Below are 15,602 nucleotides of genomic sequence, written 5' to 3'. Positions count from 1 at the left end.
ATTACTCGCCAGCCGATTTCTCTTTGCCGTCTACCGGCAGCGCACCAACCGGGCATTCCGCCACACCGATGGTGCTTCGCGTCATGGCCTCTACGTTTTCCTGTGCCTGTTTGGCGTCCATGACCCAGGTGCGGTAGAAGTCAAACGGGCAGTCCGCCACGCCCTTGTCGCCATCGCCGGAGCTATGAACGCCGGTGTAGCCACGGTGCAACAGTTTGAACAGATGGTTCTGGGACTGGTCATTGGCACGGGCATCGCGAATCTGGCTGATAGAAAGCTGGGCATACTGAATCCCCATATCTTCCTCACCACACTCACCCAAAGTGCGACCATCAAAGCCGATGATTGCCGAATGTCCGAAGTAGGAATAGACACCGTCGAAGCCGGATGCGTTTGCCACCGCCACATAACAGTTGTTCGCCCAGGCCATGCTCTTGGACATCATCACCTGCTGTTCCTTGGCCGGGTACATATAGCCCTGGCAGCGAACGATCAGCTCGGCACCCTTCATGGCGCAATCCCGCCAGATTTCCGGGTAGTTGCCGTCATCACAGATGATCAGGCTGATTTTCATGCCCTTCGGGCCTTCGCTGACGTATGTGGTATCACCCGGATACCAGCCTTCGATCGGGCACCAGGGAATACATTTGCGGTACTTCTGAACAATCTCACCTTCGTTATTGATGAGAATCAAAGTGTTATAGGGGGCCTTATTCGGGTGGTCCTCATGACGCTCGCCAGTCAGGGAGAAAATACCCCAGGTATTGGCTTCACGGCAGGCGGCAGAGAAAATCGCCGTTTCATCGCCAGGAATCGTAGCGGCGGTTTCCATCATCTCGTCGTTGTCGTACATGATGCCCATGGTGCTGTATTCCGGGAACACCACCAGATCCATACCCGGCAGGCCGACTTTCATACCCTTGATCATGTCCGCAATCTTGCGGGCGTTATCCAACACCTCGGCTTTAGTATGTAACCGGGGCATCTTGTAGTTCACTACCGCCACACCAACGGTATCGTTACTGCTGGAAATATCACCGTGTCTCATAAATTACTCTCCCGAAAATCTTACTCAGAATTTTGGGCCGCTGGGGCGGGATACCTCTTCCGAAACCGTACGCGGCAGGGATGCCGCGTCCGAGACTACATGGATGTATTCACGGCGAGTTTCGGAAGAAGTAACCCGCCGCAGCGGCTTGCACCAAACTAAACAGCCAGATAACTGGCAATCTTCTCCTGATCTGCCTCGGCCCGGCTCTCTTCATGGACGATCGCGCCCTTCTCGATCACCAGAATCCGGTCCGCAGCATCCATTACAAAACTCAAAACCTGCTCCGAGACCACAATTGACAGCCCACGCTCATCGCGTATGCGTCGCAGGGTTTGAGCAATTTCCTTGATAATGTTCGGCTGAATGCCTTCAGTGGGCTCGTCGAGCAGCAGCACCTTCGGCCGCGTCGCCAATGCCCGGGCAATAGCCAACTGTTGCTGTTGACCACCCGACAGGTTGCCGCCCCGCCGGTTCTGCATCTCCTTCAGCACCGGAAACATTTCATACAGATCTTCCGGTACCTTCTTCTCGCCCACTGCGGCGAGCCCGGTTTCAATGTTCTCCCGCACCGTGAGCGTCGGAAAGATCATCCGCCCCTGAGGAACAAAGCCGATGCCAGCGCGCACACGCTGAAAACTTTTGAGGCGGGTCAGATCAACACCGTCCAGGCTGACTTCGCCCCCTTTGGTTGGCGTCATGCCAACGAGAGATTTCATCAGTGTGGTCTTGCCCATGCCATTGCGGCCAACCACAGCCACAATCTCGTTTTTTTTCACATCGAGGTTCAGGTCCTGGATGATGGTGCTTTGGCCATAGGCCACCAAATGATGTTTGATGCTTAACATGATCAATGCCCCAGGTAGACTTCGATGACTTTAGGATCTGACTTCACGTGATCGATGGATCCTTCCGAGAGAACCTTGCCCTGGTGCATGACCGTGACCCGGTCAGCGATATCGCCGACAAACTGCATGTCATGCTCAATAACCAGAACCGTATGATCCTTGGTGATCACCCGGAGCAGTTCCGCCGTTTTCTTCCTTTCCGCCACAGACATGCCGGCCACCGGTTCATCCAGCATCAGCAGGTCTGGTTTCTGAATCAGTAGCATGCCGATCTCCAGCCACTGTTTCTGGCCGTGACTGAGGAGCGCAGCAGGTTCGTGCAGGGCTTCGGTGAGGAAGATGGTTTTCGCTACGTCTTCAACAGCCTCAATAACCGCCGCATCCCGCTTGAACGCAAGCGCACCGATCACACTGTGGCCTTGTGGATAGGAGACCTCGAGGTTCTCGAATACCGTCAAGTCCTCAAACACCGACGGGGTCTGGAACTTCCGGCCAACGCCCGAATGAACAATCTGGTGCTCTTTGAGTTTGGTCAGTTCCTTCCCCGCGAATTTGATGGACCCGGATGTGGCCTTGGTTTTGCCGCAGATCAGATCAAGAACCGTGGTCTTACCCGCGCCGTTAGGGCCAATGATGACCCGGATTTCCTTGGGGTCCAGATAGAAGGACAGGTCGTCCACTGCCTTGAAACCATCGAAGGAGACGGTCAGGCCTTCAACTGCCAGCAGAAAATCCCCGCTTTTGCTCTTGGCTATGCTCATCACGATTTCTCCGGGCTGTAGGTGTTTGCCATCGGACTGTAGTCATCGGCTTTTTCAGCAGTCTGACTGGTCCCCACAGGTACGGCTTTACTCTTGTTGCGCTTGAATACCTTGTCTTCCAGGGGCATAACGTAGCTCTTGTAGAGACCCGCAAGTCCATCCGGGAACGCCAGCACCACGCCGATGAACAGGGCACCCATGGCAAAAGGCCAAAGCTCGGGGAAAGACTCGGAGAAACCACTCTTGGCGGCATTTACCAGCAGAGCACCGTAAACGGCACCAAGGATGGACAGGCGGCCACCAAGGGCACAGAAGATGACCATCTCGATGGAGGCAACGATGCCAATGAACGACGGCGACATGAAGCCCACCAAGAGGGTAAACAGAGCGCCACCAATGCCGGCGAACGCCGCAGCCAGGCAGAATACGAAGATCTTGAAAGCCGCGACGTCATAGCCGGAGAAACGCACTCGCATCTCCTGAGCGTTCATGGCAACCAGAATACGGCCGAGTTTACGGTTCTGAACAAGACGTGCTGCAAACAAGCAGAGGAACAGCATACCGACGCAGATGAAGTACAGGATATTTCTGGCCTCATCGGTGCGGATGTCCCAGCCCATGAGGGTCTGCAAATCGGTAATACCATTCACGCCACCGGTATAACCCTGTTGTCCGATAATCAGGATGGTCAGGACCGCAGCGATAGCCTGGGTGATGATGGCGAAATACACGCCACCCACACGCCGGGTGAACATGGCAACACCGATCACGAACGCCAGCAGAACCGGCACACCAACAACAGCCAACAAGGTAAACGAGAAGCTGTGGAACGGTTCCCAGAACCACGGCAGCTCGGTGAGCTGGTTCCAGTCCATGAAGTCCGGGATGCCGGGCGTGGACTGAATAGCTGTGGCCTCCGGCGTGGAGGCCTCCAGTTTAAGGAACATGGCCATGCAGTAACCGCCAAGACCAAAGAACACGCCCTGGCCCAGGCTGAGGATGCCAGCCTTGCCCCAGCACATCACCAGGCCAATCGCAACGAATGCATAAGTCAGATACTTACCCACCATGTTCAGGCGGAACGAATCCAGCGTAAGCGGCAAAAGAACCACCAGCAGGAAGGCCAATGCCAGGTAATACAGTCCCTCTCGGGAGACAAACCACTTCATAAGGGGTGAATGCTTCATGACAATCTCCTAGCGACGGACCTTCAGGGCCATAAGTCCTTCCGGACGTATCATCAGAATTCCGATAACAACCAGCAGGGTCAGTACCTTGGCCATGGAACCACTGAGGAAGAACTCCATGGTGGACTGGGCCTGCGATATACCGAAGGCAGATACAATCGTGCCGATCAGGCTTTGGGCACCGCCAAACACCACAACCAGGAAGGTATCAACGATGTAGGCCTGTCCGGACGAGGGGCCGGTGGAGCCAATCATGGTGAATGCAGCTCCGGCAATACCGGCAATGCCGCAGCCAAGAGCAAAGGTAGCCCGGTCTATACCCGCACTGTTGATGCCCACGGCTTCCGCCATGGGGCGATTCTGAACCACAGCACGAACCTTCTTGCCGTAGCCGGAGCGATACATAAGCAAGTACACACCCACCGCGACCGAAAGTGCGATGACCATAACGAAGAGGCCGTTGATTGGCAGGTCGACCATTTCGGTTACCGGGATTGCACCCATCATCCATTCTGGTAGATCAACACCCACTTCCCGGGCTCCGAAGATAGAGCGGTACGCCTGCTGCATGATCAGGCTCAGGCCCCAGGTGGCAAGCAGAGTGTCGAGGGGGCGGTGGTAGAGATGCCGTATCATGAGCCACTCAACGAGTGCTCCCAGCGCGGCACAAATAAAGAAGGCCAGAACCATGGCGATAAAGAAGTAACCGCTGAATAGTCCTGGCAGATAGGATTGGAAAAATCCGGATGTCAGATACGTTGTGTAGGCACCGAGGATCATGAACTCCCCGTGGGCCATGTTGATCACACCCATCTGACCAAAAATAATTGCAAGGCCCAAGGCCATCAGCACGAAGACTGAAAACAGGGAGAGCCCGGCAAACCCCTGCATGGCAAATATCGACATCAATTCACTGCTGGTGTAGCCATCGAACATGACCCAATCTCCCGTTCAAACCAACGTACTTCCCGTTATAGCGACAATGGACGCCGGCGCCCGAAGGCACCGGCTATCCGGTCTTACTGGTAACCTTCCGGGAACGGATCTGGTTCCATCAGTTCTTCGGTCTCGTAAACCACTTTGTACTGGCCATCAAGCTGAGCCTGACCGATACGGGTTTTGGACCAGAGGTGATGGTTCTCGTGGATACGCACATAGCCTTCAGGTGCCTTGTCGAACTCAATGCCAGCGAACTCTTCGCGGATCTTGTCGATATCGAAGGAACCTGCCTTCTCAACCGCTGCTTTCCACAACCATGGGCCGAGGTAGGCCGCCTGAGTTACGTCGCCGATAACCATGTCATCGCCGTAGGCTTCCTTGAACGCCGCAACAAACTCTTTGTTGTTGGGGTTATCAAGGCTCTGGAAGTACTTCATGGACGCATAGATACCTTCCACGTTCTCACCACCGATACCGCGAATTTCGTCCTCGGTTACGGAGATGGTCAGCAGCAGAGGCTTCTCGTCGGTGAAATCAACACCCGCAGCTTTCATCTGCTTGTAGAAAGCTACGTTGGAGCCGCCCACAACTGATGCGAAGATCACGTCAGGCTTACGAAGCTTGATTTTGTTGATAACCGAGTTGAACTGGGTATGGCCCAGTGGGTAGTACTCTTCACCCACCACTTTCAGGCCCAGCTTGTCGATGTGCTTGCGGGCAATCTTGTTGGAAGTACGTGGCCAGATATAATCCGAACCCAGCAGGTAGAATGTCTTGGCACCTTTGGTTTCAACTGCCCAGTCGATACTTGCGAGAATTTGCTGAGTCGCTTCCTGCCCGGTGTAGACAACGTTGGGGGACTGCTCCAGACCCTCATAGAACGTCGGGTAGTACAGCATGCCGTTAAACTGTTCAATTACCGGCAGGATGGCTTTACGTGATGCGGAGGTCCAGGCACCGAAAATAGCCGCAACATTGTCCTGACGCAGCAACTTACGGGTTTTCTCAGCGAAGGTCGGCCAGTCACTGGCGCCATCTTCCTGAACATATTCAATCTGGCGTCCGAGAACGCCGCCCGAGGCATTGATCTGATCGATGGCAAGTTTTTCCGCCTGCACCGAACCGATCTCACTGATCGCCATTGTGCCGGTGATTGAGTGCAGAATACCGACCGTGACGGTGTCATCGGTAACCGCCAGCCCTGTGGTGTTGACCTCAGCTGTGCTCGGCGTGGCCGCTTGCACAGATGTCGCCAGCATGACGGACGCCGCCAGTGTCATCAGGCTCTTTCGAAACCCTGATCTTTTGCCATCTGACCGCCCGATGGCGGTTGTATCTGTCGTACCCATGGTGAATCCTCACAGTGTTTGGAAAGCCGGTGCTGCGCACCCTCAGGAGAGCACAGCGCCTACCCCAAACATTCTGCTAGACCCCTTCATAGGCGCCCATTCGGTAATCGCCCCAGCAGACTACGTCATTTGACGCATTCCTTCTGCACAGGCCAATACCTCACTCGCACGGTATAATCAGATCCGTTCACTCCCGCAAGGTGAAATCTGGCATAAAAGTTGTAAATACCTCCCTGCCCGACATAAAGAAGCACTAAAACGCACCAAAATCGGGCAACCTTCATATACAGAGACAAGACAGCAATGGCGGCAACACAGAATATCTTCAGGGTCAGGCGTCGATACAACCAATGGGTCGCCAACCAGACGCTCGAAGACTACGCCCTGCGTTTCACCGCCAAGAGCGCTCGACGCTGGTCTGCAGGAAGGGTGTCCAATACAGCTCTGGGCGCAATCTCATTTCTGGCCATGGAAGCCATTGGCGGCTCCATCACCTTGTACTACGGCTTTGACAACGCGGTGGCGGCTATTCTTGCGGTCGGTCTCATGATCTTTCTGACTGCCATCCCTATCAGTTACTACGCTGCACGCTACGGTGTGGATATTGACCTGCTCACCCGCGGCGCCGGCTTTGGCTATATCGGCTCAACCATCACATCGCTCATATACGCCAGCTTCACGTTCATTTTTTTCGCCATAGAAGCTGCCATCATGGCCATGGCCCTGGAAATGCTGTTCGATATTCCCCTGGTGATTGGCTATCTGATCTGCGCAGTAGCCGTTATCCCTCTCGTCATACACGGCATTACTACCATAAGCCGGTTTCAGGTTTGGACGCAGCCTGTATGGATTCTGTTACAGCTGGCTCCCTTCGTATTCATAATCTACGCCGACGCCTCTTCCGTCGGCGACTGGACACAGTTTGAAGGTCTTAGCCCTGTGGCCGGGCAAGGGCTCAATGTTATGGCGTTTGGCGCTGCGGCAGCGGTTGTTTTCTCTCTCATCGCCCAAATCGGCGAACAGGTGGATTTTCTTCGTTTTATTCCTGAACCCCAGAACCAGAAAGAAAAACGCCGCTGGTGGTTAGCCGTCATGGCCGGTGGGCCAGGCTGGATTGTAGTCGGCATATTCAAGATTCTGGCCGGATCGTTTCTGGCCGTACTTGCACTAAATCAGGGCATTTCTGTGACGGAGGCGGCCGATCCGACCCAGATGTACCTTGTGGCATTCAACTACATCACCCATTCCCCGGAAATATCCCTGGCATTGGCGGGCATTTTTGTAATTCTATGCCAACTTAAAATCAACGTGACCAACGCTTACGCCGGCTCTATCGCATGGTCAAACTTCTTCTCCCGTTTGACTCACAGCCACCCGGGGCGCGTAGTCTGGTTGTTTTTCAACGTGGCTATTGCACTGCTGGTCATGGAATTGGGAGTGTACCGGGCGCTTGAGGAAACCCTGGGCTTCTACGGCATTATTGCCATCGGCTGGGTCGGAGCACTGGTGGCTGACCTGGTGATCAACAAACCGCTTGGCTTCAGCCCTCCTCATATCGAGTTCAAGCGGGCACACCTTTATGACATCAACCCCGTAGGCGTTGGCGCCATGCTGGCGGCCTCCGTGGTAGGTATTACCTGTCATACCGGTGCCTTTGGAATGTACGCTCAGGCCTTGTCCCACTTCATTGCCCTGGGCACTGCGCTGATAACGGCACCGCTGATCGCCTGGCAAACGGGAGGACGCTTTTATACGGCTCGCCCTTTCGTTCTGCTTGCCACGGACCATCAACTGGTGCAGTGCACCATCTGCGAGCACAGCTTCGAACCTGAAGATGTTACCAGCTGCCCCGCCTATGCGGGCATCATATGCTCCCTGTGTTGCTCACTTGATGCCCGTTGTGGTGACTCCTGCAAGCCTGGCGCGGGCTATCACGAGCAGCTCCAGGAATTTCTGAGCAAACTGATTCCTCAAGCAATACTGAACCGCCTGCGTTCTCGTCTTGGCCATTTTCTGACGCTTCTTCTGTTGATCAACGGGTTATCAGGCCTGCTGTTGTCACTCATTTACTTTAAAACACCCGTCGCCTCGGTACCTGAAGCCCTGGTGCTTTCCATTACCTTGTGGAAGGTTTTCTTTATCCTTCTGATTGTCACCGGGGTGATCTGCTGGCTATTTGTTCTGGCCCATGAAAGCCGCGTGGTTGCCGAAGAAGAATCCCGGCGGCAAACCCGGCTGCTGACGGAAGAAATCGTTGCGCACAAAAGGACTGACCAGGCTTTACAGGAGGCCAAGGAGCAGGCGGAGGCAGCCAATGGTGCCAAGAGTCGGTATCTGACTGGGATCAGCCACGAACTTCGGTCCCCGCTCAATTCGATTCTGGGATATGCCCAGCTGATGGAGAATGACGAGGCGATACCAGCTCATCGAAAAGAAGCCGTGGGCGTCATCCGCAACAGCGGAGAGTATCTCGCAGACCTGATTGAGGGGCTTCTGGACATTTCCAAGATTGAAGCCGGACGTCTGGATCTTCACCGGGACAAGGTGCGTATAGGGTTACTGATGGAACAAGTGGTTACCATGTTCCGGTTACAGGCTGAAGAAAAAGGGCTGGCGTTTGATTACCACTGCCCAAATCCCCTACCCGAGGTCGTGACCACCGATGAGAAGCGTCTGCGCCAGATCCTAATTAACCTGCTGTCCAATGCGATCAAATATACGGACCACGGGAGCGTTTCTCTGACCTTGCGCTACCGCAGTCAGGTAGCGGAGTTTACGGTCAGGGATTCGGGTGAGGGGATTGCAGAGGAAAACATTGAACGTATTTTCCGCCCCTTTGAGCGTATTCGCCTCCCCGGGGAGAGCCGCATAGGCACCGGCCTGGGACTGACGATCACCCGTCTACTCACCGAAATCATGGGTGGCGACATCAGCGTGGACAGCAAACTGGGCCATGGCAGCACCTTTAAAGTCAGCCTTATGCTGTCCAGTGTCCACAGTTCCACCCCACGCTCCACCTCCGCTCCAACCCGTCGAATTTATGGTTATCAGGGAGTCCGGCGCAAAGTTCTTCTGGTCGACGACGATCCCTCGAATCGCCAGGTGATCCGCGCCATGCTGTCACCGCTTGGCTTCGAAATCATTGACACCGGCAATGCCCTCAAGGTTCTGGAGACCGTTGAAGCAGAACGACCGGACCTGATTCTGATGGACGTATCCATGCCAGGCAAAACCGGCTGGGAAGTTCTCGAGCAGTTGCGTGCGGAAAAGCATACTATGCCGGTAGTCATGGTGTCCGCCGATGCCAACGAGGGCCATCACTCGGTGGAATCCACCCCACTGTACGATGATTACATCATTAAACCCGTGCGGCTGAACTTACTGCTTGACACCATTGCCCGGGTGATGGACCTGGGCTGGCGCTTCGAAAAGAGCGCCGAACCGCTGGCACCACTGCAGTTGCCTGAAGCCGGCGCTCTTCCGCTCCCCGATATAGCGCACCGGCTAGCGCTCGCGAGCCTGGCTCGAATAGGCCACCGCAAGGGCCTTCTGGAATCCCTGCACGGCCTGAAACACAATGGTGAGGCTGACGAGCGGTTTACTCGTGAGCTGACAAGTCTCACCAACGACTTCCAGTTTGAGAAAATAATTGAACTCCTTAAGGTAGCCGAACATGAAGCCTCATGATGACCGTAAAACCGTTGTAATGGTCGTAGATGATGCGATCGACTCCATCCGAATGATCAGCGATGCGCTGGAGGAAGCGGGCATGACCGTACTGGTTGCGCTGGAAGGCAATCAGGCGCTGACCATCAGCCAGAACATCACTCCTGATGTTGTACTCATGGATGCGCTCATGCCCCATATGGATGGCTTCGAAACCTGCAGGCGCCTCAAGGAAAATCCGGCCTTCACCGATATCCCTATTATCTTCATGACGGGCCTGAGTGATACCGAACATGTCGTAATGGGACTGAAAGCCGGCGGTGTCGATTACGTTACCAAGCCCATCAATACCACTGAACTATTGGCCCGTATGGATGTGCATCTGGCCAACGCCCGTATGACACGAAGCGCCAGAAGTGCGCTGGATACGGCCGGCCAAAACCTGTTCGCGGTGGACCGGGAAGGTAACCTGCTCTGGGGCACCCCCCAGGTATGCCGGTGTCTGCCTGATATTGGCCACCCTGAATTTCAGGAGATTCGCAGCAAACTCTCTGAATGGCTGGGCCACAACCTGGAGCCCGGACACCAGATGCCGTTGCATGCTCTGGATACACAACACTCGGTAGAATATCTGACATTGGTAGATGGCCAGGAATACCTGCTTCGGCTGAAAACACCGCAAAGCCAATCCAGTGCCACCGCAGCCCTGAGGGACAGGTTCAAGCTGACATTGCGTGAGTCCGACGTATTATTGTGGATCGCTAATGGCAAGACCAACCGGGAAATAGCGCAAATTCTGGACATGAGCCCCCGCACTGTGAACAAGCACCTGGAGCAAGTGTTCCGCAAGCTGGGCGTCGAAAACCGGACCTCTGCTGCCGCCACGGCCATTCGCCTGCTGGCTACACAGTAATCGTATCAGTACATTTCTACGGCCACCTGCCCCATACAACCACCTGTTACACTCTGGTCAGGCTAGACTGATCGGCATGTACAACCCATATCCGGTGGTGATCATTTGAAAAAGCTACTTCTGATTTGTGGCATAGCCCTGCTGATGGCGGCTATTTTCAGCACAACCTCCCAGCCAGTCCCCATAGAGCAGAAGCTGATTAACATTCACGCCAGCGACGTGCTTGGTGACTTCCATGGCATTAAGCAGGAGTCCGTCGACATTCAGGCGATACTGCTGGACATGTCAGACGACCCTCTGCTGCTTTTGAAAGCCCAGGCCTCGTTCATACGTTATCCCGACATGGCCCGAAATCTGTTCCCACTCTACGCAGCAGAGCCCGAGTTTCGGGATATTCTCAGGCACTACGGCGAGGACGTTCTGCTACCCATTCAACACTTTGTAAACCAGCCCATCAGTACGATCGAGTGGATGAACAAGGCGTCTCGTCAGTATCAGGCCGCCAAACGTTACTTTACAGGTGCTAACGAGGCTTCAAAGCCCGACAGTCAGTCATCAAATGGAGAGAGCGATGACCTCTCACCGGAAGAGCGCGGCTGGTACGCCGTCAACTTCATTCAGAGCGAAGGCCACGACTTTTTGGGCCAGTTTATTGTGGATAGTCAGGGCGACACTCAGTGGATCGGCACGGAGCGTGTGCTGGAAGGCGTGAATCAGTTTTTTGCCAGTGGCCTTCGTGATCTGGAACGGAACTACCGGTTGGGCAATGAGATTACCGCCGGTGATATTGGCTGGGCATCGGTGGACATGCTGGTTTTTGCCAGTGCCGTCAAAGTACTCCGCGTTGGGCGTGCTGCCGCCGTCACCACCAAGAATGCTAGCCGCGGCACTCGTTCTGCGGCTCTGGCGGCCCGGGTGTCACGCAGCGGGAAAATGGTTCTGAGCAGCGCCCGTTATGCCAAATGGCCAGTTATTATCGGTGCAGGCTACCTGATTATCACCCACCCCAGCATTATCAATGATCTGTTTGCAGGTGTGGCGGAGGTGCTTGGCTACCCAGTGGTTGTCGTTCAGTTCGTGGGCTGGCTGTTACTGCTTGTTCCTGCGCTTTACATCGGTAGTTGGCTGCTATGGTTAGTGGCACCCTTTCTGATGGGACTGTTCAGGGCTTTGAGCCTTCTGGTGGCGGCTTTGAGCGGCCGCCGGCATCGTCATTCCGGATACGGTAAGCTATAACGCAACCTGAAAGCCTCACGTTCCGGAATCGCTGACCATGGCACTCCCCTATTTTCTTGGCTGCCCCCAGTGGCAACACCCCGCGTGGAGTCGAGGGCTACCACAGGGCAAAAGCCCGCTGAATCGTTACAGCCAGGTGTTTAACTGTGTTGAGGGCAACACAACCTTTTACGCGACGCCCAGCCAGGAGCAATGCCAGCAATGGCGATCCCAGGTGCCAGACGACTTCCGCTTTTTACTCAAGTTTCCACGTGCCATCACTCACGACCGACTGCTCTCTGGAGTAGACGCGGGCGTACGGGACTTTCTGGCGGTTGTTGCGCCACTGGAGGATGTACTCGGCCCGTTTCTGCTGCAGCTTCCTGCGGCATTTGGGCCAGAACACCTGGGCAATCTCTGGCAATTTGTTGATGGTTTGCCTGCGCCCCTGCAATGCACCGTCGAAGTCCGAAACAGCGCTTTTTTCAGCAAAGGAGAGGCGGAGAAAACGCTGAACCGTGGCCTCCGTGAACGCAGCATCGCACGCGTATGCATGGATACCCGGGCTCTGTTTTCGGCTACGCCGGATAGTGAAATCACCATTGAAGCCCAACGCAAGAAGCCTCGAGTGCCTGTGCATTTGCTTCCAGGCGACGCAGCTCCGGTAATCCGCTACATCGGCCACCCGGATCTGGAGTCCAACCGGCGGTATCTCGCGCCCTGGGTCGAGAGAGTTGCCAACTGGATCGAAGAAGAACGTCGACCGTATTTTTTCCTGCACATGCCGGATATTGGCGATGCTCTCTCCCTGACAGAAATCTGGACGGAGCTCCTGAGCAAGCGAGTAGATGGGCTGGAGCCCATGCATTTCAAAGAAAAACAGCCCCAAATGGGGCTGTTTTGAAGAAATCTTCCGGGCCCACAGGCCTGCCAGCTACGTCCTGGCCTTCGCAAGCCGGAATAACGCCTCCGGCGCCACCCGCTTGACCCACAATGCAGCCATTTCCTTGCCTTTGCCCACCGGGATCTCGCGCTTTTTCGCATCCAGAGCTTTAACGACCACTTCGGCGCACTCGTTCACCTCCATACCTCCGGAGATATCGTCATCGTCCTCACCAAAGGCTTTGCCGTCACCAGCAAGCGCATTTCGCGCGATATCCGTTCGAATAAAACCTGGCACGATCGTAGAGACATGAATGCCCTGCCCTTCTACCTCGGCACGCAGCGCATCGAAAAAACCCATAACCGCGTGTTTGGCTGCGCAATAACCGGTACGCAAAGGCGCACCCACTTTACCCGCCACGCTGGCCGTCACGGCAATATGACCAGCGCCACGCTCCAGCATATGTGGCAAAACTTCTTTCGTGAGCGCAATCTGGCCCATCACATCCACTTCCATCAGCTGGCGATAGACAGACATATCTGTATCCACACACAAAGAGCGCTGGGACACGCCAGCATTGTTGATTAACAGGTCAATATGACCAAACCTGCCGCGCACGGTTTGCACTGCATCAGGCAATGCCGCCCAGTCGGTAACATCGAGAGGCAAAACCAGAACCTGGTCTTCGTTAAGGCCATTTTCCGTGCAACGTTCAGCGACGCGTTTCAGCTCGCTTTCCCGCCGGGCGGAAAGTACCAGACGGACGCCATCCCGTGCATATCGAACAGCTAGCGCCTCGCCGATGCCAGAAGATGCCCCGGTTATCCAGATGGTTCGGTCAGACATTACCGTTTCTCCAAAAAAGTCGCCAAAAAGGTTTGTGAACTCAAACCTCTACTGACCCCAAGTCTATCGAAAAGCGCCGCCAATACGAACATGGGTGCGTCACTTCGGAAAGTCTGAAACCTCTCCCGGGGCGGGGGCAGCAATCGAGCCTACCCCCATCCTCAACCTCTATTGGCATTGTCCTTTCTCAAAAACTCCCGCCGGATTTTCCCTGACCCAGGCATTCCCACCTGGAAAAGCTCCAAGGTAATCGTCCCCTCCGGTGCTGTAATAGCCACCAGCATAATAGGCGCGCCCTGCCATATTGTGGTTCAGGTTACTGGCATTCCAGTCCTGGCAGACAAACGGTTCGCCACCACTGTTACCACCACCGTTACCACCGCCATTGCTGCCACAGGCGGCAGGCTCGCTGGCGAACCATTGGCCCGGGTTACCTTCATGAAGAAGTACATCGCTCCAGCTGTCAAAAGAGCCACCAATATCTACATCGTCACCGTTCGTGTAGGCACGGAGGTTATAGCTACCGCCAGCGTATGCCCGGCCCGCAGATATGTGGGCGCTGGGTGAGGCTGTCACCTGCTCACAGGTTTCGGTGGGCGCATTCGGATCCATAACCACAACCTGGCGCTCTGCCGTAGTCACATTGGCATCACTGTCCGTTGCCGTGTACATGCAAGAATATGTACCGACAGTGGATGCATCTACTGAACTGCAATCCGCCGTGACCGCTACGGATCCGTCTTCCGCATCTTCGGCAGTCGCACCCGGGTCGACAAATGAGGTATTTAAAGCAATTGTCGCAGGGTTATCACCAATCAGCGTGATCACCGGGAACCCTTCCGGTGCGGTACCGTTGCGGCTGTGCCCATTGAAAAAGTTCCAGATAATATCCGGATAGCTTGGCCCCGTTCGAACAGCCCATTTGCCATTGTTGCCCTGCTCGCCTCCAACCCAATAATGACCATGATTGGTATCCTGGGAGTTAGGTGTGGTCAATGGCCCGTCAAGGTAAACGGTTTCAACCAGCGATCTGGCGCCACTGGTCCCATCCTGGGTATACCGGGTACGCATGCAACCATAGTTGTTCTGGTAGTAAGGAGAGCAGGCACCAGACTCTGCCTGGGCTTCCGCTGGGGTGTCGAAAGAAGCCTCGCCAAATGCTTTCAGGTGGGCGTCGCGGATGAGATCGGCTGACGCTTTTATAACGGTGCAGTCATTCTCGTTTTGCAAAACCATCAGCGGTATCGGATAGGCATCATCCATCTCGGCGGCCATATCGGAAACTACCCGAGACAAGCTGTGAAATGTCGCATTTCCAGGGCACTGGCCGGTCAAGGATACCGACGACGCATCCTCACCATAGGGAATACCGGCCGCCGGCGCAGCCGCTGCCCAGTATTCATTATGCGCCACGGCTGCAACGACCGTCATCGCGCCGCCTGACGACAGACCTGTGATATAGCGGCGCTGAGAATCAACAGCGTAGTTGCTCTCAACCGCGAGCGCGATCTGGTGCAGGTCTTCCACTTCTCCTGCCCCCTGATGGCGGTGATGTTCAAACCAGAAACCCCAGCAGTTCTCGTTTCGCAAACCGTCATAACTGGTTATGTAGGGCGCAACGAGAATAAAGCCATACTGGTCGGCCGCTGCCTTCAGACCCCAGTCATTCAAGACATCATTGTTGGTCTGTTTACACCCGTGCAAGGCCATCACCATGGGCGCTGGTGACTGGATATTATCCGGAATGTAAACCTTGTAGTCCCTGGCACGGGACTGGTTGTAGCCTTGTTGCGGCAGGGTGTAGGAATCGGTCTGGCCTGCACTGGCAGACAGTGAGGGCAGCATTAAGGTCAGAGACAGAGTCAGTGCAGAAATAGCAATACGACTCATCCCGTTGAACATGATGTTCGACATGAAGTGCTCCTTATTGGATTTGTTTTTAGCACC

12 protein-coding genes are annotated in these 15,602 nt (G+C 55.0%); 4 read left to right on the top strand and 8 right to left on the bottom strand.

The window, feature by feature from the left end:
- Position 1: 1 nt before the first annotated feature.
- From Q4606_RS04635 to urtA, 6 genes are all read right to left on the bottom strand, one after another.
- The gene (locus Q4606_RS04635) at positions 2–1,048 is read right to left on the bottom strand and encodes an aliphatic amidase (protein ID WP_303606810.1); all 1,047 of its coding nucleotides are present in this window, start codon (positions 1,046–1,048) and stop codon (positions 2–4) included.
- A 158-nt stretch (positions 1,049–1,206) separates the two neighbouring features.
- Positions 1,207–1,896: an urea ABC transporter ATP-binding subunit UrtE gene (gene urtE / locus Q4606_RS04630; protein ID WP_303596354.1), complete on the bottom strand. Its 690-nt coding sequence runs from the start codon at positions 1,894–1,896 to the stop codon at positions 1,207–1,209.
- A 2-nt stretch (positions 1,897–1,898) separates the two neighbouring features.
- On the bottom strand, positions 1,899–2,657 hold the full coding sequence (urtD, locus tag Q4606_RS04625) for an urea ABC transporter ATP-binding protein UrtD (protein WP_216007385.1): 759 nt from the start codon (positions 2,655–2,657) through the stop codon (positions 1,899–1,901).
- On the bottom strand, positions 2,657–3,844 hold the full coding sequence (gene urtC, locus Q4606_RS04620) for an urea ABC transporter permease subunit UrtC (protein ID WP_303606809.1): 1,188 nt from the start codon (positions 3,842–3,844) through the stop codon (positions 2,657–2,659). Before urtC ends, urtD begins: the two co-directional genes overlap by 1 nt.
- A gap of 9 nt (positions 3,845–3,853) precedes the next feature.
- Positions 3,854–4,780 carry an urea ABC transporter permease subunit UrtB gene (urtB, locus tag Q4606_RS04615; protein ID WP_303596356.1) on the bottom strand — a complete coding sequence of 309 codons (927 nt, stop codon included), beginning with the start codon at positions 4,778–4,780 and terminating at the stop codon, positions 3,854–3,856.
- A gap of 83 nt (positions 4,781–4,863) precedes the next feature.
- On the bottom strand, positions 4,864–6,042 hold the full coding sequence (gene urtA, locus Q4606_RS04610) for an urea ABC transporter substrate-binding protein (RefSeq protein ID WP_303596825.1): 1,179 nt from the start codon (positions 6,040–6,042) through the stop codon (positions 4,864–4,866).
- 393 nt (positions 6,043–6,435) lie between these two features.
- On the opposite strand from urtA, the gene Q4606_RS04605 reads away from it, so the two are divergent.
- From Q4606_RS04605 to Q4606_RS04590, 4 genes are all read left to right on the top strand, one after another.
- Complete coding sequence (locus Q4606_RS04605; protein ID WP_303596357.1) at positions 6,436–9,819, top strand: ATP-binding protein; 3,384 nt, start codon at positions 6,436–6,438, stop codon at positions 9,817–9,819.
- Entirely contained in the window at positions 9,806–10,711 is a 906-nt protein-coding gene (locus tag Q4606_RS04600; RefSeq protein ID WP_303596358.1) for a response regulator, read from the top strand. The genes Q4606_RS04605 and Q4606_RS04600 overlap by 14 nt, the downstream gene beginning before the upstream one ends.
- A gap of 105 nt (positions 10,712–10,816) precedes the next feature.
- On the top strand, positions 10,817–11,947 hold the full coding sequence (locus Q4606_RS04595) for a hypothetical protein (RefSeq protein WP_303606808.1): 1,131 nt from the start codon (positions 10,817–10,819) through the stop codon (positions 11,945–11,947).
- A gap of 37 nt (positions 11,948–11,984) precedes the next feature.
- Entirely contained in the window at positions 11,985–12,830 is an 846-nt protein-coding gene (locus Q4606_RS04590) for a DUF72 domain-containing protein (RefSeq protein ID WP_303606807.1), read from the top strand.
- A 30-nt stretch (positions 12,831–12,860) separates the two neighbouring features.
- On the opposite strand, the gene Q4606_RS04585 is transcribed toward Q4606_RS04590, so the two are convergent.
- Together Q4606_RS04585 and Q4606_RS04580 are read right to left on the bottom strand one after the other, a co-directional pair.
- The gene (locus Q4606_RS04585) at positions 12,861–13,655 is read right to left on the bottom strand and encodes an SDR family oxidoreductase (RefSeq protein WP_303596361.1); all 795 of its coding nucleotides are present in this window, start codon (positions 13,653–13,655) and stop codon (positions 12,861–12,863) included.
- 168 nt (positions 13,656–13,823) lie between these two features.
- Entirely contained in the window at positions 13,824–15,569 is a 1,746-nt protein-coding gene (locus Q4606_RS04580; RefSeq protein WP_303596362.1) for a PHB depolymerase family esterase, read from the bottom strand.
- Positions 15,570–15,602: the final 33 nt, after the last annotated feature.

This window comes from Marinobacter sp. 1_MG-2023 (assembly GCF_030549045.1).
Taxonomy (GTDB): domain Bacteria; phylum Pseudomonadota; class Gammaproteobacteria; order Pseudomonadales; family Oleiphilaceae; genus Marinobacter.
Note: the sequence above shows the minus strand (reverse complement) of the source record. Positions and strands in the feature narration are given on the sequence as shown.